The sequence below is a fragment of the Sporomusaceae bacterium genome (assembly GCA_031460455.1).
Lineage (GTDB): Bacteria > Bacillota > Negativicutes > Sporomusales > UBA7701 > Anaeroselena.
This window is the reverse complement of record JAVKTQ010000009.1, coordinates 100,515-124,084: the sequence shown is the minus strand read 5'-3', so window position 1 is coordinate 124,084 and position 23,570 is coordinate 100,515. Positions and strand designations below refer to the sequence as shown.

The window sequence follows — 23,570 nt, the reverse complement described above, 5'->3', positions numbered from 1 at the left end:
TTAGCGGTCACTAACTCTTAGGAAGGGATGTCCTTGGCTTTGTCGCGTGTGGCGGTGCTGGCCGCGCTGGTTTTTTTCGTTTGCCTGGCGCCGGCGGCCGCCAGGCTGAATCCCGATCTGGCGTCGCCGAGCATTGTGCTCAATCTGCCCAGCAGGACGCTGGAGTTTTTCGCGGGCGGCACGTTGGTGAAGACATATCCGGTCGCGATCGGCAAGCCGTCGACGCCGTCGCCGCTCGGCAGTTTCGCGATTTTCGAGAAGGAGGTGGATCCGTGGTGGTTTCCTCCCCGCACAGGGGAGGTGGTTCCTTCGGGACCGCATAATCCGCTGGGGTACCGCTGGATGGGGTTCGCGCCGCTGTACGGCATCCACGGCACCAACGCCCCTTGGGCGATCGGCCTGGCCGTGTCGAACGGGTGCATCCGGATGCACGAGGCGGATGTGGAGGAGCTTTACGAGGTGGCGCCTTACGGGACGCCTGTGAGGGTGACTTACGAACGGTTCAAGATCAGGGTGGAGAGCAACGGGGAGGTTTCGCTGGGGGTTTATCCCGATATCTACGGCTGGCATGGGCTGACGGCGGGCGAGGTGCGGGATGCCCTCGCCGCCCGCGGCCTGGGCGATCTGCTGACTGACGGGGAGATAGCGGCGATGGTCGCCGAGGAGGCCGACCGGCAGGTGGTGTTCGCCCGCGTCCACAATGTGCGGGTTAACGGCAAGACGCTGGTGGAGCGGGCGGTGACGCTGAAGGGGGTTATGTATGTGCCGCTGTGGCCGGTGGCCGCGGCGCTCGGCGCGGGCGTGGCCTGGGACGAGGGCGGGCGGCTGGCGCGGGGGGCGAAACGGGCGGTGCCGGGGACGGTGATCGGCGAGCGGGTTTATCTGGCGGCCGCCGATGCCCACGCGCTGTTCGGCGGGCAGCAGGTTTTCCGCGAGGAGGAGAATGTGCTGGCGGTCGATGTGGTGAGCCTGTTCCTGAACGGCCGGCCGCTGGCGGGCGACGTGCAGGTGGTGGAGGGCGTGCTGGCGGTGCCGGTGACGGCGGTTGCGGAGGCTCTCGGCCGGAAGGTGGCGCAGGAGGCGGACGGGGCGCTGAGCGTGCAGGGGACGAAGGCGCCGGCGGTACTGGTCGGCGGGGCGCCGTATATCCAACTGACGAAGGTTTACGACGTGTTCGGGGCGTATGTGTACTGGAATCAGGAGGCGCGGAGCGTAGAATTGACTTATCCGTTCATAGAGAAGGGCGGGAACGATTAGTTCCCGCCTTTTGGTTTTGTTAGATTAAAGATTCAGGAGCGGGAAATCAGAGAGGGATTTGTGGGGGACTAGCCAATACTATAACAGTTAAGCTAATGATGTTTACAGGTGGTGTTTTTTATGTCCGGTAAGTTTGTGATAATCGACGGCAGCAGCCTGGTGCACCGGGCGTTTTACGCGCTGCCGCTGCTGGCGACGGCGGCCGGACAGTATACGAACGCGGCGTACGGGTTTACGATGATGCTGGTGAAGCTGCTGGCGGATGTGAAGCCGGACGCGGTGGCGGTGGCTTTCGACAAGGGGCGGGTGACGTTCCGCAACGAACAGTATGCGGAGTATAAGGCGCAGCGCAAGGCGACGCCGACCGAGCTGGCCGAGCAGTTCCCGCTGGTGCGGGAGCTGCTGGCGGCGATGGGGATCGCGGTGCTGGAGGAGGCGGGCTTCGAGGCGGACGATATTATCGGCACGCTGGCCTGCCGCGCGGCGAAGGGCGGCTATGAGGTGATCATCGTGACCGGCGACCGCGACGCGCTGCAGCTGATCGGCCCGGCGACGAAGGTGATGCTGACCCGCAAAGGGATTTCGGAGATGGCGCTTTATGACCGCGAGGCGCTGTATGCCCATTATGGGGTGACGCCGGAGCAGGTGGTCGATCTGAAAGGCCTGATGGGCGATGCGTCGGATAACATCCCCGGGGTGCCGGGGGTGGGCGAGAAGACGGCTACGAAGCTGATCGCCGAGTTCGGGTCGGTGGAGAATCTGCTGGCGAATATAGATAAGGCGCCGGGGGCGAAGCTGCAGGAGAAGCTGCGCGAGAACGCGGCGCTGGCGGTGCTGTCGAAGAAGCTGGCGACGATCGAGTGCAATATGCCGCTGCCGGACGCGCCTGAGGATTATACGCCGGCGCCCGATGCGGCGAAGGTGCGGGAGCTGTTTACGAAGTTCGAGTTCAAGAGCTTGCTGGCCAAGCTGGACAGCATATTCCCCGGCGCCGGGGCGGCCGAGGCCGCCGGGCCTACCGCGCCGCCGCCCGCGCCGGTGGCGGACAGGCCGGCGCTGGTGGCGGAGCTTGTGGCCGCCGCCCGCAGCGAGGGGCTGCTGCGCTGCCACGCGGTGACGGACGGCCAGGTGCCGGAGGTGACGTTCGCGGGCCTCGGGATGGCGGCGGGGGGCCGCACGGCTTTCGTCCCGGCCGGGACGGAGGGCTGGGGCGAGGTGCTCGCGCTGTTGGCGGACGCGAATGTGGGCAAGATAACTTATGACGGCAAGACGCTGACGAGCGCGTGCCTGACGGCCGGGAAGCCGCTGGCGGGGCTGACGTTCGACGTTTTCCTGGCCGCGTATCTCCTCGATCCGACGGCGAGCGATTATCCGCTGACGGGGCTGTCGGAACGGTATCTGGGGAAGGCGGCGGCGTGGCCGGAGAAGGAGTGGCGCAGCCACCCGGATTACGCGGCGTGGGCCGCGGCGGCATCGGGCGAGCTGAAGCCGGTCCTGGACAGGCTGCTGACTGAGGCGGCCGTGGACAGGCTGTATTACGATATTGAGCTGCCGCTGGTCGAGGTGCTGGCGGTTATGGAGCAGACAGGCATAAAGGTGGATACGGCGGGCCTGGCCGTGATGGCGGGCGAGATCGGCCGCAAGGTGGAAGGCCTGCTGGCCGATATTTACCAGATCGCCGGCGAGGAGTTCAATGTCAATTCGACGAAGCAGCTTGGCGTGATTTTGTTCGAAAAGCTGAAGCTGCCGGTGCTGAAGAAGACGAAGACGGGGTATTCGACCGACGCCGAGGTGCTGGAGAAGCTGGCGGGCGAGCACCCGTTGATCGATAAGCTGCTGGAGTACCGGGTGCTGACCAAGCTGAAGTCGACTTATCTGGACGGGATGGCGGCGCTGGTGAATCCGGCGAGCGGCCGGGTGCACACGAGTTTCAACCAGACGGTCACGGCGACGGGCCGGCTGTCGAGCTCGGACCCCAATTTGCAGAATATCCCCGTCCGTACGGACGCGGGCCGTAAGATCCGCGAGCTGTTCGTGCCGGACGCGGGTTACGATATGCTGCTGTCGGCCGATTATTCGCAGATCGAGCTGAGGATCCTCGCCCATATGTCGGGAGACGCCGGGCTCATCGAGGCTTTCCGGGTGGGCAAGGATATCCATACGGCGACGGCGGCCGAGGTGTTCGGGGTGAGCGAGGCGGCGGTGACGCCGCTGATGCGCTCGCGGGCCAAGGCGGTGAATTTCGGCATTGTGTACGGCATCAGCGATTACGGCCTGTCGCAGGGCCTGGGCGTGAGCCGCAAGGAGGCCGGGGAGTATATCGACAGTTATTTCGCCCGCTATCCGGGGGTGAAGCGCTATATCGACGAAATGATCGCGGGCGCCCACGCGAAGGGCTATGTGACGACGATGTTCGGCCGGCGGCGTTATCTGCCGGAGATCAACAGCACGAATTTCAACCAGCGGTCGTTCGCCGAACGGACGGCGATGAATACGCCGATCCAGGGGACGGCTGCGGATGTTATCAAGAAGGCGATGGTGGAGGTCTGCCGCCGCCTGAAGGACGCCGGGCTGAAGAGCCGCGTGCTGCTGCAGGTGCACGACGAGCTGGTGCTGGAGGTGACGGCGGCGGAGCGGGACAGGGCGGCGGCGATCGTCCGCGAGGCGATGGAAGGCACGGCGAGCCTGGCGGTGCCGCTGACGACCGATATCAAGTTCGGGAAAAACTGGGCGGAAGCCAAGTAGACGGAGGATATATATGCCGGAGATGCCGGAAGTCGAGACAATTCGCCGCACGCTGACCGATAAGGTTACGGGCCGGCGGATCACGGATGTGAATATGCTGCTGCCGCGCCTGGTGAAGTGGCCTTCTCCGGAGGAGTTCCGGGCGGTGGTGACGGATTCGGTGATTACGCGGCTAGATCGCCGCGGCAAGTATCTGCTGTTTCATCTGGACAACGATAAGGTGATGGTGGTGCATCTACGCATGACGGGGCGGCTTTATTATGCCGCGCCGGGGGCGCCCTCCGACCGCTTCACGCGGGTGGTTTTCACGCTTGACGGCGGCGATGCGCTGCTGTACGCGGACAGCCGCACGCTGGGGACGCTGTACGTGCTGCCGACGGACGAGCTGTGGCGCATTTCGGGTCTGGCGACGCTGGGACCGGAGCCGCTGTCGCCGGAGTTCACGCCGGAGTATTTCCGGGAAAGCCTGGCGGGCCGGCGGGTGACGATCAAGGGGCTGCTGCTCAACCAGAAGCTGATCGGCGGCCTGGGCAATATCTATGTGGATGAGGCGCTGGCGCTGGCGGGTATCCGGCCGGAGCGGCCGGCGGCCGACCTGACGGACGAGGAGGCGGCGCGGCTTTACGGCGCGGTTAACGCCGTGATCGCCCAGGGCATCGAACACGGGGGCACGACTTTCCGCGATTACCGCGACGGGGCGGGGCAGAAGGGCAGCAACCAGCATCACCTGAAGGTGTATGGGCGCAAGAACGAGGCGTGCAGTGTGTGCGGCACGCCGATCGCCCGCTCCGAAGTGGCCGGGCGCGGCACGCATTACTGCCCGCAGTGCCAGCACTGAGGAGGATAAGGGCGTGCGCGTTATCGGTTTGACGGGCGGCATCGCCAGCGGCAAGAGTACGGTGAGCAGGATACTGCGGGAGCTGGGGGCGAGGGTGATCGACGCCGACGCTATCGCCCGCGAGGTGGTGGAGCCCGGCCGGCCGGCCCTGGCGGAGATTGTCGCCTGGCTGGGAGGGGATATTCTGCTGGCCGACGGCTCGCTAAACCGCGCGAAGCTGGGCGAGCTGGTGTTTGCCGACAGCGCGGCGCGGGCCGCTCTGGAGAGCATAACCCACCCGCGCATCACGGCGGCGGCCAAAGAGGCGCTGGCGGCGGCGGAGCGGGAAGGCTGCGCTGTGGCGGTGCTGGATGTGCCGCTTTTGTACGAGGCCGGCTGGGACAGGTATGTGGATGAGGTGTGGGTGGTGTACGTGGATGCGGCCACCCAACTTAGCCGCCTGACGGCGCGGGATTCGCTGACGGCCCCGCAGGCCGCGGCCCGCGTGGCGGCGCAGATGAGCCTGGAGGAGAAGGCCCGCCGGGCGGATATTGTTATCGACAACAGCGGCGATCCGCAGGACACGGCCGTGCAGGTGGCTGCGGCGTGGCGCGGGGCGGCCGGCGGCAGATAGGCGACATTAATCGGTACCAACGAACATAGTTTATAGGGAGCATGGATGACGGAGTGATTATGTTGCGCAAGACCACTGTGGCTGTGCTGGCGCTGCTGGCGATGCTGGCGGCGGCGGCCGGCTTTATCGTGTACCAGAGCGACTGGTTTCAACGGGAATATATCTACCCTTTCCCGTACCGGGAAAAGGTGTTTTTCTATGCGACGGAGTATGAGGTCGATCCTTTTCTGATCGCGGCCGTTATCCGCACGGAGAGCAAGTTCGTCGCGAACGCCCGCTCGCCCAAGGGGGCGATGGGGCTTATGCAGATGATGCCCGAGACGGGGCAGTGGGTGGCGAGCCAGGTGGACCAGGAGGGTTTTCAGCCCGGGATGCTGAACGACCCGGATACGAGCATCCGTTTCGGGGCGTGGTACCTGGCGTCGCTGAAGAAGGAGTTCAGGGAGAACGAGATCCTGGTGCTGGCGGCGTATAACGGCGGCCGCGGCAATGTGAACCAGTGGATGCGCCAGATGGGCTGGGAGCGCGGCTTCCGGGACATCGACAGGATACCGTATAAGGAGACGAGGGAGTATGTGAAGAAGGTTTTATCGGCCCGCGAGCGGTATAGAGATTTGTATGGCAGATAAGGGGGAAGCGGCTTATTAGGTCCATCTGCGGCGTTGGCCCTGCGGGCGCTTGCTAGCGTACGTCCGAGTACGCGTCGCGGCGCGTCCTCGGTCCGCCTTGCAGCTGGAGCCTACTAAACCGCTTCCGGCAGCACATCATGGTGAACTTGGGAGGTTGGGTTTTGAGGTACGGGAGATATGTGATTGCCTTTATGGTGATAATTGCGCTGCTGGCTGTGGGCTGCGGACGCGAGAAGGCGGGGCGCCCGGAGGCGCCGGCGGCGCCGACGCCCGCGATGATGCAGCCGGGCGGGCAGCTGATCTACGGCAGTCTGCTGGAGCCGAACACGCTCAATCCGATGCTTTCCGACCTGGTGGCGACCGCCGAGGTGGGCAGCCTGGTTTTCAGCGGCCTGGTGCAGGTGAACGACAAGGGCGAGTGGCTGGCCGATCTGGCGAGCGATGTGCCGACGCTGCAGAACGGCGGCGTCAGCCCGGACGGCCTGACGGTGACGTATCGCCTGCGGCCGGGGGTCGCCTGGCACGACGGGCGGCAGTTCACGTCGGCGGATGTGAAGTTCACGTGGGAGCTGATAATGAACAGGCGGGTTAACGTGGTTTCCCGCGACGGCTATGACAGGATCAGCGCGGTGGATACGCCCGACGCCCTGACGGTGGTGGTGCGGTTCCGGCAGTATTACGCGCCGTATTTGACGCTGTTTACGACGATTCTTCCCCGGCATCTGCTGGCAAACGCGGAGGATGTGAATAAGGCGCCCTTTAACCGCGCGCCGGTGGGGACGGGGCCGTTCAAGTTCAAGGAGTGGCGCCTGGCCGAAGCGATCGTGCTGGAGGCCAATCCGGCGTATTTCAAGGGCCGGCCGAACTTGGACGGCATCGTGTACAAGATCATTCCGGACAGCAATATCATGCTTACGCAGATCAAGGCCGGCGAGGTGGATATCGTCAGCAACGTGGGCAGCGCCCAGCTGGATCAGGTGAGGGCGGTGAGCGGGGTGCGGGCGGTGATGACGCCGAGCATGATCTGGGAGCATCTCGATTTCAATCTTGACAACGCGCTTTTCCAGGATGCGCGGGTGCGGCGGGCGATAGCGCTGGCGCTGGACCGTCAGGCGATCGTGACTAATGTGGTGAAAGGCGCGGCCAGCGTGGCGACGGGCGACCAGTCGCCCCTGTCGTGGGCGTATAACCCGACGGTGAAGCCGCCGGGCCGCGACGTGGCGGCGGCGAGGGAGCTGCTGGCGCAGGCGGGCTTTAAGCCGGGGGCGGACGGGGTGTTCGCGAAGGACGGGCGACGCCTGTCTTTCAATCTGGTGACGACGTCTGGCAATAAGACGCGCGAGGCGGTGGCCAACGAGGTGGCGCAGCAGCTTAAGGAGGCGGGCGTGGAGGCGACGGTGCGGCTGGTGGATGTGCCGGCGTTTTTCGGCGACGTGCTCAGGGCCCGCCGCTTCGAGGCGGCGATGTTCGCCTGGGTGGCGGGGCTGGATCCCGATAATGTCAGTCTGTGGCATTCGCGCAATATCCCTGGGGCGGGCAATAATTGGCAGGGGCAGAATTATGCCGGCTGGCGCCATGCCGAGGTGGACAGCCTGACCGAGCAGGGGGCGCGGCTGGTGGATGTGGGGGCGAGGCGGCAGGCGTATCTGCGCGTTCAGGAGCTTTTGGCGCAGGAGGTCCCGGTTATTCCGCTGTATTTCCGCTCGAATGTTGACGCGGTGCGCGATACGGTGGTAAACTATAAGCCTAACCCGACTCAGGCCGGCAATCTCTGGAACGCGCGCGAGTGGGGCCTGACCAAAAAAAGGTAGCAGACAAGGTATTGACTGAGACAGGGGCTTGTGGTAAGATAATTTTGTCGCCAAAAACGGCGGCTCAAGGATGAAACGCGGTCGTGGCGGAACGGCAGACGCGCTAGCCTCAGGAGCTAGTGGGGGCAACCTCGTGGTGGTTCAAATCCACTCGACCGCACCATAAATCTTTGGGCTTCGGTTTTAGGCAAAAAAACAGGATATCCTTTTACTCGCGGTCGTGGCGGAACGGCAGACGCACCAGCTTGAGGGGCTGGCGGGGGCAACCTCGTGGTGGTTCAAATCCACTCGACCGCACCATAGGAAAGAAGAAGCTTACGGATTGTCCGTAAGCTTTTTTGTTTTGCAGGCGGTCTCCCGGCATATATGCCGGGAGACCGCCGTTTAGGCAAAAAAAAGAACGGTCCCCGTGGGCTCAGGCCCCGGGGACCGTTTTGATTTCGTTCATGAGGCGGGCGTCGGCGACGGCGGGGAGGACGCAGGAGGCGAGGATGCCGAAGACGGCGACGATGCCGGGGTCGAACTGGGTTTGGGCGTTGCGCCGGATTTCGGCGACGATGCCTGCGGGGGTGAGGGCTTTGCGGTAGGGCCGGTCTTCGGCCATGGAGGCGGCGGCGTCGGCGACGGCGCAGATGCGCGCGAGGTAGGGTATCTGGGTGCCTTTGAGGCCGTAGGGGTAACCGTCGCCGTCCCAGCGCTCGTGGTGGTAGAGGATGATTTTGTTGGCGGCGTCGAGATAGTCGTTGTTTTTGAGGAGGTCGTAGCCGAAGGTGGGGTGGAGTTTGACGGCTTCGTATTCTTCGGGGGTGAGGGAGCCGGGTTTGAGGAGGATGGAGTCGGCTATGGCGAGTTTGCCGATGTCGTGGAGAAGGGTGCCCCAGTTGAGCTGGAGGAGTTCTTTTTCGGAGAGGCCCATGTTTTGGCCGATGGACATGGCGATTTTGTTGACGAGGAGGGAGTGTTGGGCGGTGTTGCTTTCCCGCGAGTCGAGGGCTTTGAGGAAGCCCATGAGGGTGGAGACGTGAGCGGAGGGTATCTGCCGGCGGGAGGCGGTTTCGAGCTTTTCGATGAGCTGGCCGATGGTGTCGCTGGCGAAGGCGATGTCGGCGACGCGGATGATTTTGTCGCCGTCCCTGGTGAAGGTTTGGCCGTCGCTTATGCAGACCTGGTTGCGTCCCGCTTCTTTGGCGGCGTACATGGCCCCGTCGGCGTGGTGGAGCATTTGTTCGGCGGTCATGCCGGGCCGGTAGGCGATGAGGCCGATGCTGACGGTTAGCCGGCCGCCCGGCTGGCTGTCTTCGCCGGGGAAGCCGTGGGTGGAGACGGCCCGCTGGAGGCGAAAGGCCGCTTCGCGGGCTTCGTCCTCGCCGGCGCCGCGCATGAGGAGGAGGAATTCCTCGCCGCCGAAGCGGCCGAGGGTGTCGCGGCTGCGGGTGAGGCGCGTAAGGAGGTCGGCGAGCTGGGTGAGCAGGACGTCGCCTTGGACGTGGCCGAATTTGTCGTTGTATTTTTTAAAGTAGTCGATGTCGAGCATGAGGACGGAGAAGGGGGCGCTGTGTTCGTCGGCCACGTCGATTTCGGTTTTGAGCTGTTCGATCATGTAGGCGGTGTTGTAGAGGCGGGTTTTGGCGTCGCGGTCGGCGAGCCGGCGCAGGTCGTCGCGGGAGTGCTGCAGTTCGTCGACAACGCCGTAGATTTTCCGCTCGGCGGCGAGGACGATGCCGAGCGGGAAGCGGTATATGGTGTAGGCGATGGCGGCGCCGAGCAGGCAGAAGAGGCTGAGGGCGAGGAAGGAGGAGAGGAAGAGGTGGTCGATGCTTTCGACGATTTCGAGGGTGCCGTAGACGCGGTTGTTGTATCTGATGGGGGTGCGGGTGGTCATGTCGAGGATGGCGGCCGGGCCGGATTTTTCCTCGTAGGCGAGGACGCCGGTGTCGGTGAAGATCCGGACGGAGACGATGGGCTCGGAGTCGGGGAACCGGTGGGCGACTTCGAGGAAGCGCGGGATGTCGAAGTGCCAGAGTTCGGGGTTGTCGTGGATGGCTTGTTTGATGTTGTCGGCGAGGAGTTCGCCGCGCAGGTCGGCGGAACGGTGGCGGTCGCCGTAGCTGAGGGCAAGGTAGGTGGCGGGCATAGCAATGCTGATGATGATCCAGGTCACCACCGCGAGGAGGCGCATTCTTTTGGCGAATTGCCGGGAGAAGCCGATGCGGTCTATCACTTGGCTATCACCTATTGTAGCGGCGTACCGCCGTTGTCGGTTATGATGGTCTGGCCTTCAGGCGAGTGGACGAAGGCGATGAAGGCTGTGGCGCGTTCGCTGAGGGGGCCTTTGTGGATGAAGGAGAGCGGTTTGACGTAGGGGTAGCGGCCGCTTCTGATGTTGTCGTCGGTGGGGGCGACGCCGCCGATGGCGAGTGGTTTGATGCCGGCGTTGATTTTGATTTCGGCGGAGTCGGTGTGACCGAAGGCGCCCTGTTTGGCGCGGAGGGCTTCGGCCATGTCGATGTCGTGGTACATTACTTGCCAGCGTTTTTGGGCGATGGAGTCTTTTATGACGTCGGCATAGCCGGGGATGAGGCCGTATAGTATGATATTGGAGCTGTCGTGCATGCCGCGGATGAGGACGACGATGGGCCGGCCGTCGCGCCAGGAGGTTTTTTCGCCACGATAGATTTTGACGATGTCGTCGTGGCTTATGTCGGTGTCGGGGACGCCAGGGTGGGCGGCGAAGATTATGGCGACGCGGGCGTAGGGGATTTCGACGAGGCCGGAGGCTTTTTCGGCGTCGGTGAGGGGCCGGGAGACGAGGCCGAGTTCGAGGGCGCCGGCCTGGACGGCTTTGACGGCTCCGTCGGTGCCGATGCTTTTCGGCACTTCGACAGCGGCGGCGCCCGTTTTTTTGTTGTAGGCGTCGGCGAGTTTGCCGGTGATGGGCAGGTTGGTGCCTGAGCCGGCGACGATGAAGCGGCCGGAGGCGGCGGGCTTGGCGTCGGCGCCGGGTTTGGCGGGCGAGGGGGCGTTGCCTGCGCCTGAGCAGCCGGCGACGAGGATGAGGCTGAGGATCGCGGCGAGCAGGGCGTTGCGGAGGTTGCACATGTTGGTGCCTCCATGGGTGGGCAATTTTCGATAAAAACGGGCAAAATTGAACGTGCGTGTAAGATTAATATCTAAATTCTATGTATTATGACATTTGTCCTGCATGCGGATAAATTATCCGGGTGATGGACAGGAGCGCCGGGGCGGGGGCAACATCGCGGCGGCAGGCAGCGGCGGCGCTCCGGGCGCTTTTTTGCGGGGATTTGCCGGGGCTGTACTAAAAGGGCGGGCTGGCGTATAGGATAGTAGCAAAATGGCGGAAGGGTGATGGGTGTGAAGAGACTGGTTACGGTGGCGGTGCTGGTGGCGGCGCTGGTATTGGCGGCCGGGACGGCGCTGGCCTGGCACGCGCCGGTGGAGGGGGTGCCGGCGGCGCTTGCGCAGGGGAATGTGCGGGGGTATTTTATCTGGCACGACAATGACGGCATGCATATGAGGGTGCATACGAAGATGTTCGCGTTGCCGTTCAGCGGCACGATCAAGACTGACGGGCATTTTACGGCGGTCCACGGCAAGAAGCTGGAGTACGGGGATCATTTTTGGCTGGATAACAATAAGAAGGTTATCCATTTCAAGTTCCATACGGCCGGGGCGGTGGATGGCCTGGATTTTAAGGTGATGGGCGGCAACCATCTTACGTTCAGCCTGATGGTCGACGGGATGCAGGCGAATGCTGACGAGATTTTCCTCGGTCACGAGGGTTGGCGGCCTTCGTCGCACCAGTTCGCGCTGCGCCGCTGATTTTGAAGGGCAGGGGCAAAAAAAACTCCCGAAGAGTTTCTTCGGGAGTTTTTTGATTGCGGGATCAGACTTGGGTGGTGAGGAAGATCGGCAGGGTCATATGGCCAACCTGGTCCTGGAGTTCTTCGATTTTGTCGATGTGCTCGTCTTCGTCCTGGAGGATGTGTTCGAGGATTTCGCGGGTGGCGAAGTCGTTGACTTCGCCGGCGAGCTTGATGGCGGCGTTGTAGGCGGCGATGGCGCCTTCTTCGGCGGCGTGGTCGTTGGCGAGTTGTTTGGGGATGTCGGCGCCGATGTGGATGTCTTTGAGTTTGGAGACGATGGGGATGCCCTCGAGGAAGAGGATGCGGGCGATGAGCGTTTCGGCGTGTTTCATTTCGCCGATGGCCCGTTTTTCGAATTGGTCGTGGAGCTTGCTGTAGCCCCAGTTAGCGCACATCTCGGAGTGGACGATGTACTGGTTGATGGCTGTGAGTTCGTCGGCGAGGAGCGAGTTGAGGGTTTCGATAAGTTTCGGGTTGCCTTTCATGAGTTAGCCTCCCTTTTCTGATGGTATATTGATTATTATTATGCGTTCGGATTGGAAAAACCTTCTTGATTTTTAGTTGATTTTAGTTTATTTATAGATATTGTTTTTTAATAATATTTATTGTTGAGGCGGGGGTGTCGCCGACCGGAGGTCGACGAGCTTCATTATCGCCATGACCTGACGGACGGTGTTTTCAAGGGAGCCGGTGTTTTTGACGACATGGTCGGCGATCTGCCAGTGGTCGAATTCTCCTGTTGTTTTGGCGTAGTTTATCCTTTCCTGAACGGTGTCGGGGTTGCCGCCCTGTTCGATGACGCGGTCGATGATGGTGGCTTCGTCGATGAGGATGAATATGGATACGACCCGCTGCCCGAGGAGTTTTTTAAGCTGGTCGAAGCCGTTGCGGTCGACGCCGACGACGCAGATGGGGTTTTTTTCGAGTTTGCCCATTACTTCTTTTTTGCCGAGGCCGTAGAAGTGGCCGGAGTAGGTGACTTTTTCGATCAGGTCGGTGTTGGCGAAGGTGTCTTTGTCGATGAAGCGGTAGTCGACGCCGTCCTGTTCGCCTGGCCGGGGAGGTCGGGTGGTGTAGCCGACGATTTCTGTGACGCCGTATTTGGTCAGTTCCCTGGCGATGGTGGATTTGCCGCAGGAGGGAGGGCCGATAAGCGCGTAGGCGAGGTTCACGGGCGATCACCTCCGTTTTTGTTTGTTATCTAAATATTCTGTATAAAGCAGGGAAATTCCTTTTTTGGCTGATAAAGGAAAGGGGAAGGCGCGAGCCTTCCCGAAGGGGAAATATTTATCGGAGGGAAAAGGAGTCGTCAGTGCCGGCTCGACCACGAGAGGAAGAAGCTGTCGCGGTTTTCGAAGCCGCTGTGGTCGTCGCGGATGAAGATGAAGGCGCCGTTGTGCATGAAGCCGATGCTGACGAGTTCGTCGGCGTCGTTGTAGAAGAATACGCCTTCGTTAACGCGGTGGCCGCGGTACCAGAAGCCTTCGCCGTGACTGTCGTGCCAGCGGTAGGCCTGCAGGCCGGGGAACCGATCGTGCCAGCGGTGGTCGCGGATGCGTTCCATGCGGTATCTGGCCGGCGCGTAGTGGCTACGGTGCTGGTGCCAGCTGATGGTGACCGTGCTGTGTTGGGTGCGATGCCAGCTGCTGTTGTTGTATTTGGCGTGGGACCAGTTGTGGCTGCGCCCGTGGCTGTGTTTGGCGTCGGCGCTCGCGGTCGTCGCCAGGGAGAGAACCAGGACCATGAGAGTCAGGAGGAATATTTTTTTCAATTTGCCACCCCCTTTCCTTTGTTTCTAATTGTAGCCAGAATGTGTGACAAAATTATGACATTGCGCCAAAGAATGTAATACAAAAACTCAATAATAATCTGACAAAAGTTTAAAATATCGGGCGAGAAGAGGCAGTGTCCGCTGAAAAGGCTGACCGGCGAGGGGTGATGGGACGGCTGACCGGCGGCAGAGAGGTGAAGGGGCGGCGGCTATGGAAATATTATGGTGATTCTTGTTTGGAGGTGTCCCCGTTTGGAAAAACAGAACTGGTTTGTGCGCATGGGGGTGCTGCTGACGGTGCTGTCGGCGGTGCTGTATGTTTTGCATTTTATTATTTTCCGCGATGCCCATCATATTTTTATTTTTCTGCTGGAAGATATCGCGTTCGTGCCGGTGCATGTGGTGCTGATAACGCTGATTATCGACAAGTGGCTGAATTGGCGGGAGAAACAGGCGACAATCAGCAAGCTGAATATGGTTGTCGGCGTTTTTTTCGGCGAGCTGGGGACGGAGCTGCTGAAGCTGCTGCAGATGTTCGATAAGGAGCCGGGCGATGTGGCGGCCCTTGTCAGGGTGGATAAGTCGTGGCAGGACAGGCGTTTCATCGAGGCCAGGATGATGCTGGCCAACTGCCGCATGGATATGGACAGCAGACAGGGGGATCTGGCGGCGCTGAAGGCGCTGCTGGGCGTACACCGGAGGTTCCTGCTCACGCTGCTGGAGAGCCCCGGCCTGACGCAGTACGAGTCATTTACCGATCTGCTGCTGTCGGTGACTCATTTGAGCGACGAGCTTGAGCACCGGCCGACGCTGGACAATCTGCCCGCTGCGGATTACGGCCATTTGTCGATGGATATCAAACGGGCGTACCGGCACATGCTTGCCGAGTGGCTGCGGAATATGAACCACCTGCGGCGCGATTATCCATATCTGTATTCGCTGGCGTTGCGCACCAATCCGTTCGATCCCGAGGCTTCGGTTGTCATCGAGTCCGGGGACGGGGAGAAGGAGTAGGGGTGGCTAGGGTATGCGAATAAGGGAGGCTTGCGGGGTGACGCGGGATATTATCGCGGTGGCGCGGGGCGAGGCCCCGGCCGATCTGGTGCTGCGCGGCGCCAGGGTGGTGAATGTTTTCAGCGGCGAGGTGGTCGTCGCCGATGTGGCGGTGAAGGACGGGGTGGTGGCCGGGCTGGGCGATTACGCGGCCGGCCGGGAGGTAGTGGATGCCGGCGGGTTGTTCGTGCTGCCGGGGCTGATCGACGCCCATGTGCATATCGAGAGTACGATGCTGTCGCCGGCCGGGTTCGCGGCGGCGGCGGCGCCGCACGGGACGACGGCGGTGGTCGCCGATCCTCATGAGATAGTGAACGTGGCCGGCCGGGAGGGGCTGGATTATATGGCGGCGGCGTCAGAGGGGCTGCCGCTGGATATTTTTTATACGGTGCCGTCGTGCGTGCCGGCGACGCCGCTGGAGACGGGCGGGGCGGAGTTCGGCCCCGGAGAGGTGGCGGCGGCGCTGGCGGCCGTAGGTTCGCCGGGGCTGGGGGAGATGATGAATTACCCCGGTGTGCTGGCCGGCGACGCGGCGGTGCTGGCGAAGATTGCGGCGGCCAAGGGAAGGGGTCTGGCGGTCGACGGCCATGCCCCGCTGGTGCGAGGCCGGGAGCTGAACGCGTATCTGAGCGCGGGGATCGGCAGCGATCACGAGTGTACACTGGCGGAGGAGGCGCGGGAGAAGGCCGCTCTGGGGATGCATGTTATCATCCGCGAGGGGTCGGCGGCGAAGAATCTGCTGGCGCTGCTGCCGGCGGTTACGGAGCGGAACGCGGCCTGTTTTTCTTTCTGCACCGATGACCGCCACCCGGCCGACCTGCTCGGCGAGGGGGAGATCGACAATGTGCTGCGCCGGGCGGTGGCGGCCGGGCTGGACGCGGTGACGGCGGTGCGGATGGCGACGCTGCATCCGGCAAGGCATTACCGGCTGGCCGGCCTGGGGGCGGTGGCGCCGGGATACCGGGCCGATTTGGTGCTGGTGACCGATTTGAAGGATTTCGCGGTGGAAAGGGTTTATAAGGGCGGCCGGCTGGTGGCGGCGAACGGGAGGCTGGTAGTCGAGACGCCGCGACCGGAGGCCGGTAGGCTGGCGGATACTGTCCGGCTGCCGGAACTGAAGGGCCGGTTCGCGCTGCCGCCGGCGCCCGCGGGGGCGCGGGCGAACGTGATCGAGGCGCTGCCCGGTCAGGTGATGACCCGCCGGGTGACGCTGACGGCCGCCGAGGTGGCGGCCGACGGAGAGCTGGCGAGGGTGGCGGTGGTCGAACGGTACGGCCGGCGGGGCGATGTGGCGGTGGGGCTGGTGCGGGGGTTCGGGCTGAAGCGCGGGGCGCTGGCGTCTTCGGTCGCCCACGACAGCCACAATGTGATCGTCGTCGGGAAGAACGAGGCTGATATGGAGGCCGCGGCCCAGGCGGTGGGCGAGATGCACGGCGGGCTGGCGGTGGTCGCGGACGGCGAGGTGCTGGCGGCTTTGCCGCTGCCGGTGGGCGGGCTGATGACGAACGAGCCGGCCGGGAAGGTGGCGGCGGAGCACGCGCGGGTGGAGGCGGCTGCGCACGGACTGGGCTGCACGCTGCCTGCGCCTTTTATGACGATGTCTTTTCTGGCGCTGCCGGTGATCCCGGCGCTGAAGATCACCGACCGGGGGCTGGTGGACGTGGAGCGGTTCGCGTTCGTCGGGCTATGGGAGGCGTAGGGGAGGAAAAGACGGCCGCGGCCGAGAATTACCGGGGAAGTATAAGAGCCGGCAGGGATGCGGGGGTAAGGATGCCTGGTAAGTTGAAACGGCGCATGGCGGATTTGAAACGAAACAGGGGGCGGGAGCTGGCGGGGCGGTTTTTGACCGTGCCGCTGGCGCTGCTGGCCGCGGCGGCGCTGGCTTTCGGGCAGCGGGCGGCGCTGCCGCCGGCGGCGCCGGGGATGCTGGCGATGGCTTCGTTTATTCTGGCGGCGGTGGGGATGGCGCTGAGCGCCGGCTTCAACCGCAGCCGGGTTTTCGTTGTGCTGCTGCTGCTGGCGCTGGCGGAGACGGCGCTTGCCCTGCCGGTTCCGGCGGGGTTCGACGCCCGGTTGTACGAGGCCGCGGTTTTTTATTTCGCGGCGGTGCTGCTGCCGGTGAATATCCTGATTTTTTCGCTGCTGCGGGAGAAGGGGCTGTTTACGCCGGCCGGCCGGACGAGGCTGGCGCTGGTGGCGGGACAGGTTTTGCTGGCGGCGGTGCTGGTGGCTTCTCAGGACAGGGAGGTGGCGGCGTTTATCGGCCGCGATTCGCTGGCGCTCAAGGGGACGACGGCGCTGCCGCGGACGGCGGCGCTGCTGCTGGCGGCGGGGGCGGCGGTGCTGGCGCTGAAACAGTTCAGGCGTCCCGCGCCGGTGGAGGGGGCGTTTTTGTACGTGCTGCCGGCGGTGGCGGCTGCTTTTCATTTCCGCGAGCCGGCGGCGCTGCCGCTGTTTTTCGCGGCGGCGGCGGCGATGCTGACGGTGGCGGCGATCGAGGATTCGTATTCGATCGCGTACCGCGACGAGCTGACCGGTCTGCCTTCGCGGCGGGCGCTGCAGGAGGAGCTGGCCAGGCTGGGGGACAAGTATACGATCGCGATGGTGGATATCGACCATTTCAAACAGTTGAACGACAAATACGGCCACGATGTCGGCGACGATGTGCTGCGGCTCGTGGCGGCGCTGGTGATGGAGGTGGCCGGGGGCGGCCGTCCTTTCCGCTATGGCGGCGAGGAGTTCGCGGTCGTGTTTCCGGGGGTGGGCCTGGAGGAGGCGCGGCCGTGCCTGGAGGAGGTGCGGCAGCGGATCGCCGCGCGGGCGTTCGTGGTCCGCGGCACGAAGGCGGCGAAGCGGGTGTCGGTGGCGGTGAGCATCGGGGCGGCCGAGGGCGGCGGGCGGCAGGGGCTGCCGGAGCAGACGCTGAAGCGGGCCGACGAGGCGCTGTACCGTGCGAAGGAGCAGGGCCGCAACAGGGTGTGCACGTAAAAAACCGTTCCCAATTTTGCGAGGAACGGTTTTTACATGGGCAGACAGATTTTGCAGTGCGGCGGGTTTGCCGGCGTGGGATTAGGCGCGGCGGGGATAGCAGATGTAGGTGGGGGAGCAGGACCGGTAGGGGTAGCAGCGATAGGGGAAGCAGCCGTAGCGGGGACGGCAGTAGGCGAGGGCGCCGACGATGCCGATGGCGCCGATGGCGGCCAGGGGGAAGCAGAGGCGGGAATAGTCATCCGGGTAGTCGTCGCGCCAATCTTCGATTTCGGGGTCTTCCCAGAGGGGGTAGCGACGCGGGTACAAGGCAAGCACCTCCTTCGGTTGACGGGGACAGTCTTTTTTACATAATATGCTTTTCGGTGACGCTAGGTTCCGTCGCGCCGCGCCGGAGGTCGGGCTTCAAGGCGCGGGCGGGGCCGCCGAGGATATGGCGTCGGAAAGGGTGTTCGCAGAGGATAGTCTGGGTGAGGGTGTTGCGGGAAGTCTCCTGGATTTGCATTATATTACATAATATGTTAGTGCTTTTTCTTCAGTGTGTGAAAAGGGAGAAGAAGGAATAGGCGCAATCCGCTTGAATATATAAGAGTTGCAAGGCCTTATTTTATTAGGAGGTGTATTGATGGTCTGGCTTGGCGGATTGATTGTTATTTTGACGTTTGCGGCTATCATCAAACGGTATGAGACGAGGATGGTTCTTTTCTTGTCCGGGGCGCTGATGGCGCTGTTGTCGGGCAAGCTGCCGGCCGCCTTTACGGCGTTCAGCAAGGCGATGGTCAACGAAGGACTGGTGCCGGTAATCTGTACGGTCATGGGTTTCGCGTTCGTGATGAAGTATACGAAGTGCGATGCGCATCTCGTGCATCTGCTTGCGACGCCGCTGACGAAGGCGCGGTCGATTCTCATCCCGGGCACGGTGATTGTTACGTTCGCGATCAATATCGCGCTGCCGAGCGCGGCGGGCTGCGCGGCGGCGGTGGGCGCGATCCTGATCCCGACGCTAATGAGCGCGGGCGTGCATCCGGCGATCGCGGCGAGCGCGGTGCTGGCGGGGACGTGGGGAAGCGCGTTCAATCCCGGCAACGCCCATAACCCGTTCATCGCCAAGCTGGCGGGCATAACCGACCCGATGGTGGTCATCGCCGGCCACACGATGGCGTCGCTGGCGGGAGCCGTGGTTGTTGCCGCGGCGCTGACGGCGGTGGCGATAATCCGCAAGGAGGACCGCGGTTACGAAGGCGCGGCCCTTGTCCAGGGCGAGGCTGCCAAGTTCGAGGTCAACATTATCAAGGCGATTGTGCCGGTAATTCCTTTGCTGCTACTGGTTGCCGGCAGCCTCGGCAAGCTGTTCCCCAAGGTTGCGGCGTTTAAGGCGATTCACGCCTTTACGGTGCCGGAGGCAATGATCGCCGGCGTGTTCCTCGGTTTTCTGGTAAGTTATAAAAGTGTCAAATCCGATGATCTTTCGAAGCAGTTTTTCTCCGGCATGGGCGAGGCTTATGCGAGCGTAATCGGCATTATTATCGGCGCGGCGGTGTTCAACGAGGGGATGAAGCTCATCGGCCTGACGGGCGCGCTGATCGAGTTTATGAAGCATTCGGAGAGCATCGCGAAGATCGCGGCGACGTTCGGGCCGTTTATCGTGGCGGTGCTGTCGGGCTCCGGCGATGCGGCGACGCTGGCTTTCAACGGGGCGATCACGCCTCACGCGAAGCAGTTCGGCTTTGAGATTCTGCCGATGGGGTCGACGGCGTTCCTGACGGGCGCGCTGGGCCGGTCGATGTCGCCGGTGGCCGGGGCGGCGATCGTGTGCGCGGCGCTGGCGAGCGTGAATCCGATGGAGATTACGAAGCGCAACGCGCTGGGCATGGTCCTGGCGGCAATCGTAGTGATGTTCATTCTATTGTAAGCGACAGGAAAGGGGCCCGATCATGGACAGGAAGATCATTGAGCTGACAAATAAGCTGAAGGATAAGATGATTGAACGGCGGCGCGATTTTCACCGTTATGCCGAGGTGGCCTGGACGGAGTTTCGCACGGCATCAAAGGTGGCCGACGCTCTGACTGAGCTGGGTTATGAGGTGGAGGCGGGCGACGAGGTGATGGCGGCGGGGAGTATGATGGGCCTGCCGAGCGCCGCGGAGCTGGAACGCCATATGGAACGGGCGCTGACTCAGGGGGCAAATCCCGCGTGGGTGGCGAAGATGAAGGGCGGCAAGACCGGCGTGGTGGGGACGATGAGGTTCGCCAAGCCGGGGCCGACGGTGGCGCTGCGCTTCGATATGGACGCCAACGACGCTGTGGAGGCTGAGGAGGCCGGACACCGGCCGCACCGCGAGGGGTTCGCGTCGGTGAACAAGGGCGCGATGCACGCCTGCGCACACGACGGCCATACGGCTGCCGGCCTGGCGGTGGCCGAGGTGCTGGCGGCGCTGAAGGGCGAGCTGGCGGGCACGGTGAAGCTGATTTTCCAGCCGGCCGAGGAAGGGGTCCGCGGCGCGAAGGCGATGATGGACGCCGGTGTGGTGGACGATACGGATGTGATTCTCGGTATGCATCTGGGCGTTAATTTGAAGAAGACTGGGCAGATGGCCTGCAATACGGTCGGGTTCCTGGCGACGACGAAGCTGGACGCGGTGTTCACCGGGGTGCCGGCCCACGCCGGGGCGGCGCCGGAGACGGGCAAGAACGCTCTGCTGGCGGCGGCGACGGCGGCGGTGAATCTGCACGCTATTTCCCGCCACAGCCAGGGGGCGTCGCGGGTGAATGTGGGCGTGCTGCAGGCCGGGACGGGCCGCAATGTCGTCCCCGCGAACGCGGTGCTGAAGCTGGAGACGCGGGGGACGACGAGCGCCATCAACGAGTATGTGTACGCGGAGGCGGTGCGGATTGTCGAGGCCGCCGCGATGATGTACGATGTGAAGGTGGCGATGGCGGAGATGGGCGGCGCAGCCGGCTGCGAGAGCGACCCGGCGCTGGTGGAGCGCGTCCGCGAGGTTGCGGCGCGCAGCGGCCTGTTCGGCGAGATTTTGCCGGCCGGCAATATCGGCGGCAGCGAGGACTGCACGTTCCTGATGGAGCGGGTGCAGCAGCGGGGCGGCCTGGCGGCGTATGTGATGGTGGGGACCGCGCTGGCGGCCGGGCATCACGATTTCCGCTTCGATATCGACGAGGAGGCGCTGCCGCTGGCGGCGTCGCTGATGGCGTGCCTGGCGGCCGATACGCTGACGCGGCCAATGAAATAATTTCCGGAAGCCGCGGCTGGTCTGCGGCTTCCGGTTTTTTGGGGGCTGGCATGGGACGTTTGAACGGGTCGGTCGAGGATATCTGCCGCGAACTGGCGACAGGTAAAAACGGGCTGACGGGCGCGGAGGCCGCGAGGCGGTTGGCCGCCTACGGCGCGAACGTGCTTGGGGAGCATGAGACGGCGGGGGCGCTGATCGCGTTGCTGCGCCTGTTCGCTAATCCGCTGGTGGCGGTGCTGCTGGTGTCGGCCGTGCTGTCGTATTTCCTCGGCGAGGTGAGCGGGGCGCTGATTATCGCGGTGATGGTGGTGCTCAGCGTGGCGCTGCAGTTTTACCACGAGTATCGTTCGGGGGCGGCGGCGGCGGCCCTGCGGCGGCGCGTGGCCGTCCATGCGACGGTGATCCGGGACGGCGGCGAGCGCGAGGTGCCGCTGGCCGAGGTGGCGCCGGGGGATGTGTTCGTGGTGGCCGCTGGCGATGTGGTGCCCGGCGACGCGCGACTGCTGGAGGCCAAGGATCTGTACGTCAACCAGGCGTCGCTGACCGGGGAGTCTTTCCCGGCGGCGAAGCGGGCGTCGGCCGTGGCGCAGGAGGCCGTGGCCCTGACGGATATGGATTACGCGCTGTTTATGGGGTCGAACGTGACGAGCGGTATGGGCCGGGCGGTGGTCGTCGCCACCGGCCGGGAGACGGAGATCGGACATATCGCTCATACGCTGGCGATGGCGGGGCCGGAGACGGAGTTTCAGCGCGGCATCCGCGAGTTCAGTTTTATGCTGATGCGAGTTATCGTTGTGCTGGTGCTGGCGATCTTTTTCATCAACGCTTTCCTGAAGCACGATCTGTTCGAGTCGTTCCTGTTCGCGGTGGCCATCTCCGTGGGGATAACCCCGGAGTTGCTGCCGATGATTATGACGATCAATATGGCCAACGGGGCGGTGGCGATGTCCCACCGGGGAGTCATCGTGAAGCAGCTCGCGGCTATCCAGAATTTCGGCAGCATGGATGTACTGTGTTCGGATAAGACGGGGACGCTGACCGAGGGGGAGATGAAGCTGGTCGGTTGGCAGGGGGCGGACGGCGGGCAGGATGGGCCGGTGCTGCTTCACGCGTACCTCAACAGTACGCTGCAGGGCGGGCTGAAGAATCCGCTCGATATGACGGTCGCCGCCCGGACGCCGCCGGCGGAGGCGGGGGAGTTCGCCAAGGCGGACGAGATCCCGTTCGATTTCGTGCGGCGGATGCTGTCGGTGGTGGTGGAACGGGCCGGCGAACGGACGCTGATCACCAAGGGGGCGCCGGAGAGCGTGCTGCCCCGCTGCGCTTTCTACTGGGAGGATAGCCAGGTGAAGCCGCTGACGGACGAGACGCGCGGCGCCATCGAGGCGCGGATCGCGGCTGAAAGCGAGATGGGGCGCCGGGTGCTGGCGCTGGCGTACAAGCCGGTGGCGGCGGACGGCGGGTTCACGGCCGAGGACGAGGAGAAGCTGATTTTCAGCGGGACGCTGGCGTTCTTCGACCCGCCGCGGGAGACGGTGCGTGAGACGCTGGCCGAGCTGAAGGCTTTAGGCGTGAAGGTGAAGGTGCTGACCGGCGACAACGACTTGGTGGCCAGGAAGGTGTGCGCGGATGTCGGTATCCCGGTGGAGCGTATTATGAGCGGGGCCGAGGTGGACAGGCTGACGGACGAGGCGCTGTCGCGGTTGATCGACGATACGGCGGTGTTCGCCAGGCTCAACCCGGTGCAGAAGAACCGGATCATCGCGCTGCTGAAACGCAAGGGGCATGTGGTGGGCTATATCGGCGACGGGATCAACGACGCGCCGTCGCTGCGGACGGCGGATGTGGGCATTTCGGTGAACAATGCGGTGGACGTGGCCAAGGAGGCGGCGGCGATCATCCTGCTGGAGAAGAGCCTGGCGGCGCTGAAGGACGGGGTGGTGGAGGGCCGGCGGACGTTTGCGAATACGCTGAAGTATATCATGATGGGGACGAGCTCGAATTTCGGCAATATGTTCAGCATGTCGGTGGCGTCGGTGATGGTGCCGTTTCTGCCGATGCGGCCTGTGCAGATCCTGCTGAACAATTTCCTGTACGACGTTTCCCAGGTGACCATCCCCGGCGATGCGGTGGATGAGGAGTTCATCAGCCGGCCGCGGCGGTGGGATTTGAAGTTCCTCAGGCGGTTCATGCTGGTGTTCGGGCCGGTGAGTTCGCTGTTCGACGTGCTGACGTTTTCGGTGCTGATTTACGGGTTCCAGGCCGGGGAGGCCTTATTCCAGACAGGTTGGTTCGTGGAGTCGCTCGCGACGCAGGTGCTGGTCATTCACGTGATCCGCTCGCGCTACAGTGTGCTGCGCAGCCATGCGAGCTTTTGGCTGACGGTGTCGACGCTGGCGTGCGTGGCGGTGGGGGTCGCGATCCCGTATACGCCGGTGGGCGAGTTTTTCGGCTTTGTGCCGCTGCCGGCTGTTTATCTGGCGACGGTGGCCGCGCTGGTGGCCGCGTATCTGGTGCTGGTGGAAGGGGTGAAACGGTGGTTTTTCGCCCGGCACGGCTGGTGAGGGCGGGAAGCGGCGTTTCATAAAGTGAAAAAGGGCGGCGGTCCGCAAGGGCTTGGCCGGAATATGTGGAATTTATACGGAGTTGTGCCGTAAGGAGGCAGTGAAGTCGGAAGAGCCGGGGACGGGACGTCGCCGAACGACGGCCGAGGATCAGGAGCTGGCGCTCTGG

20 protein-coding genes and 2 tRNA genes are annotated in these 23,570 nt (G+C 63.5%); 15 read left to right on the top strand and 7 right to left on the bottom strand.

What is annotated here, in order from left to right; translation table 11 throughout:
* Positions 1-33 precede the first annotated feature (33 nt).
* The 8 genes from RIN56_14050 to RIN56_14015 all read left to right on the top strand — a co-directional run bounded on the left by RIN56_14050 (position 34) and on the right by RIN56_14015 (position 8,193).
* On the top strand, positions 34-1,257 hold the full coding sequence (locus tag RIN56_14050) for a L,D-transpeptidase (GenBank protein MDR7867923.1): 1,224 nt from the start codon (positions 34-36) through the stop codon (positions 1,255-1,257).
* Positions 1,258-1,377: 120 nt separating this feature from the next.
* Positions 1,378-4,002 (top strand): DNA polymerase I, encoded by a 2,625-nt coding sequence (polA, locus tag RIN56_14045; protein ID MDR7867922.1) that lies wholly within the window; start codon positions 1,378-1,380, stop codon positions 4,000-4,002.
* Between the two features lie 13 nt (positions 4,003-4,015).
* Complete coding sequence (gene mutM, locus RIN56_14040; protein ID MDR7867921.1) at positions 4,016-4,840, top strand: bifunctional DNA-formamidopyrimidine glycosylase/DNA-(apurinic or apyrimidinic site) lyase; 825 nt, start codon at positions 4,016-4,018, stop codon at positions 4,838-4,840.
* Between the two features lie 13 nt (positions 4,841-4,853).
* Positions 4,854-5,453 (top strand): dephospho-CoA kinase, encoded by a 600-nt coding sequence (gene coaE, locus RIN56_14035; protein MDR7867920.1) that lies wholly within the window; start codon positions 4,854-4,856, stop codon positions 5,451-5,453.
* A gap of 62 nt (positions 5,454-5,515) precedes the next feature.
* The gene (locus RIN56_14030) at positions 5,516-6,082 is read left to right on the top strand and encodes a lytic transglycosylase domain-containing protein (protein ID MDR7867919.1); all 567 of its coding nucleotides are present in this window, start codon (positions 5,516-5,518) and stop codon (positions 6,080-6,082) included.
* A gap of 161 nt (positions 6,083-6,243) precedes the next feature.
* Positions 6,244-7,893 (top strand): peptide ABC transporter substrate-binding protein, encoded by a 1,650-nt coding sequence (locus tag RIN56_14025; protein MDR7867918.1) that lies wholly within the window; start codon positions 6,244-6,246, stop codon positions 7,891-7,893.
* A 77-nt stretch (positions 7,894-7,970) separates the two neighbouring features.
* Positions 7,971-8,056 (top strand) — tRNA-Leu (locus RIN56_14020).
* A gap of 51 nt (positions 8,057-8,107) precedes the next feature.
* A tRNA-Leu gene (locus RIN56_14015) sits at positions 8,108-8,193 on the top strand.
* Between the two features lie 115 nt (positions 8,194-8,308).
* On the opposite strand, the gene RIN56_14010 is transcribed toward RIN56_14015, so the two are convergent.
* Together RIN56_14010 and RIN56_14005 are read right to left on the bottom strand one after the other, a co-directional pair.
* Entirely contained in the window at positions 8,309-10,114 is a 1,806-nt protein-coding gene (locus tag RIN56_14010) for a diguanylate cyclase (GenBank protein ID MDR7867917.1), read from the bottom strand.
* Positions 10,115-10,125: 11 nt separating this feature from the next.
* Entirely contained in the window at positions 10,126-10,992 is an 867-nt protein-coding gene (locus RIN56_14005) for a substrate-binding domain-containing protein (GenBank protein MDR7867916.1), read from the bottom strand.
* A 267-nt stretch (positions 10,993-11,259) separates the two neighbouring features.
* Here RIN56_14005 and RIN56_14000 point away from each other — a divergent pair, with 267 nt between their 5' ends.
* Positions 11,260-11,733, top strand: a complete 474-nt coding sequence (locus tag RIN56_14000) for a hypothetical protein (protein MDR7867915.1) — start codon at positions 11,260-11,262, stop codon at positions 11,731-11,733.
* Positions 11,734-11,797: 64 nt separating this feature from the next.
* Here RIN56_14000 and bfr read toward each other — a convergent pair whose 3' ends face one another.
* The 3 genes from bfr to RIN56_13985 all read right to left on the bottom strand — a co-directional run bounded on the left by bfr (position 11,798) and on the right by RIN56_13985 (position 13,548).
* Entirely contained in the window at positions 11,798-12,262 is a 465-nt protein-coding gene (bfr, locus tag RIN56_13995) for a bacterioferritin (protein MDR7867914.1), read from the bottom strand.
* A gap of 117 nt (positions 12,263-12,379) precedes the next feature.
* The gene (locus RIN56_13990) at positions 12,380-12,949 is read right to left on the bottom strand and encodes a hypothetical protein (GenBank protein ID MDR7867913.1); all 570 of its coding nucleotides are present in this window, start codon (positions 12,947-12,949) and stop codon (positions 12,380-12,382) included.
* 137 nt (positions 12,950-13,086) lie between these two features.
* Positions 13,087-13,548 carry a hypothetical protein gene (locus RIN56_13985; protein MDR7867912.1) on the bottom strand — a complete coding sequence of 154 codons (462 nt, stop codon included), beginning with the start codon at positions 13,546-13,548 and terminating at the stop codon, positions 13,087-13,089.
* A gap of 252 nt (positions 13,549-13,800) precedes the next feature.
* Between RIN56_13985 and RIN56_13980 the strand changes: the two genes are divergently transcribed.
* The 3 genes from RIN56_13980 (at position 13,801) to RIN56_13970 (ending at position 17,589) form a co-directional block, all read left to right on the top strand.
* Complete coding sequence (locus tag RIN56_13980) at positions 13,801-14,562, top strand: hypothetical protein (protein MDR7867911.1); 762 nt, start codon at positions 13,801-13,803, stop codon at positions 14,560-14,562.
* Between the two features lie 37 nt (positions 14,563-14,599).
* Positions 14,600-16,300: an adenine deaminase gene (ade, locus tag RIN56_13975; protein MDR7867910.1), complete on the top strand. Its 1,701-nt coding sequence runs from the start codon at positions 14,600-14,602 to the stop codon at positions 16,298-16,300.
* 104 nt (positions 16,301-16,404) lie between these two features.
* A complete protein-coding gene (locus RIN56_13970) occupies positions 16,405-17,589 on the top strand; it encodes a GGDEF domain-containing protein (GenBank protein MDR7867909.1) in 1,185 nt (394 codons plus the stop codon).
* An 81-nt stretch (positions 17,590-17,670) separates the two neighbouring features.
* Here RIN56_13970 and RIN56_13965 read toward each other — a convergent pair whose 3' ends face one another.
* Together RIN56_13965 and RIN56_13960 are read right to left on the bottom strand one after the other, a co-directional pair.
* Positions 17,671-17,898, bottom strand: coding sequence for a hypothetical protein (locus tag RIN56_13965; protein ID MDR7867908.1), 228 nt, complete (start codon positions 17,896-17,898; stop codon positions 17,671-17,673).
* Between the two features lie 37 nt (positions 17,899-17,935).
* A complete protein-coding gene (locus RIN56_13960) occupies positions 17,936-18,094 on the bottom strand; it encodes a hypothetical protein (protein ID MDR7867907.1) in 159 nt (52 codons plus the stop codon).
* Positions 18,095-18,214: 120 nt separating this feature from the next.
* Here RIN56_13960 and dcuC point away from each other — a divergent pair, with 120 nt between their 5' ends.
* From dcuC to mgtA, 3 genes are read left to right on the top strand one after another with little or no spacing between them, the layout of a single operon-like run.
* Positions 18,215-19,501: a C4-dicarboxylate transporter DcuC gene (dcuC, locus tag RIN56_13955; GenBank protein ID MDR7867906.1), complete on the top strand. Its 1,287-nt coding sequence runs from the start codon at positions 18,215-18,217 to the stop codon at positions 19,499-19,501.
* Positions 19,502-19,523: 22 nt separating this feature from the next.
* Positions 19,524-20,837 carry an amidohydrolase gene (locus tag RIN56_13950; protein ID MDR7867905.1) on the top strand — a complete coding sequence of 438 codons (1,314 nt, stop codon included), beginning with the start codon at positions 19,524-19,526 and terminating at the stop codon, positions 20,835-20,837.
* A 50-nt stretch (positions 20,838-20,887) separates the two neighbouring features.
* On the top strand, positions 20,888-23,401 hold the full coding sequence (mgtA, locus tag RIN56_13945) for a magnesium-translocating P-type ATPase (GenBank protein MDR7867904.1): 2,514 nt from the start codon (positions 20,888-20,890) through the stop codon (positions 23,399-23,401).
* Positions 23,402-23,570 lie beyond the last annotated feature (169 nt).

Coding starts and splice junctions, on each gene's coding strand:
- polA (MDR7867922.1), top strand. CDS start 1,378: ATGTCCGGTAAGTTTGTGATAATCGACGGCAGCAGCCTGGTGCACCGG.
- mutM (MDR7867921.1), top strand. CDS start 4,016: ATGCCGGAGATGCCGGAAGTCGAGACAATTCGCCGCACGCTGACCGAT.
- RIN56_14005 (MDR7867916.1), bottom strand. CDS start 10,992: ATGTGCAACCTCCGCAACGCCCTGCTCGCCGCGATCCTCAGCCTCATC.
- RIN56_14000 (MDR7867915.1), top strand. CDS start 11,260: ATGGGTGTGAAGAGACTGGTTACGGTGGCGGTGCTGGTGGCGGCGCTG.
- bfr (MDR7867914.1), bottom strand. CDS start 12,262: ATGAAAGGCAACCCGAAACTTATCGAAACCCTCAACTCGCTCCTCGCC.
- RIN56_13960 (MDR7867907.1), bottom strand. CDS start 18,094: ATGCAAATCCAGGAGACTTCCCGCAACACCCTCACCCAGACTATCCTC.
- dcuC (MDR7867906.1), top strand. CDS start 18,215: ATGGTCTGGCTTGGCGGATTGATTGTTATTTTGACGTTTGCGGCTATC.
- RIN56_13950 (MDR7867905.1), top strand. CDS start 19,524: ATGGACAGGAAGATCATTGAGCTGACAAATAAGCTGAAGGATAAGATG.
- mgtA (MDR7867904.1), top strand. CDS start 20,888: ATGGGACGTTTGAACGGGTCGGTCGAGGATATCTGCCGCGAACTGGCG.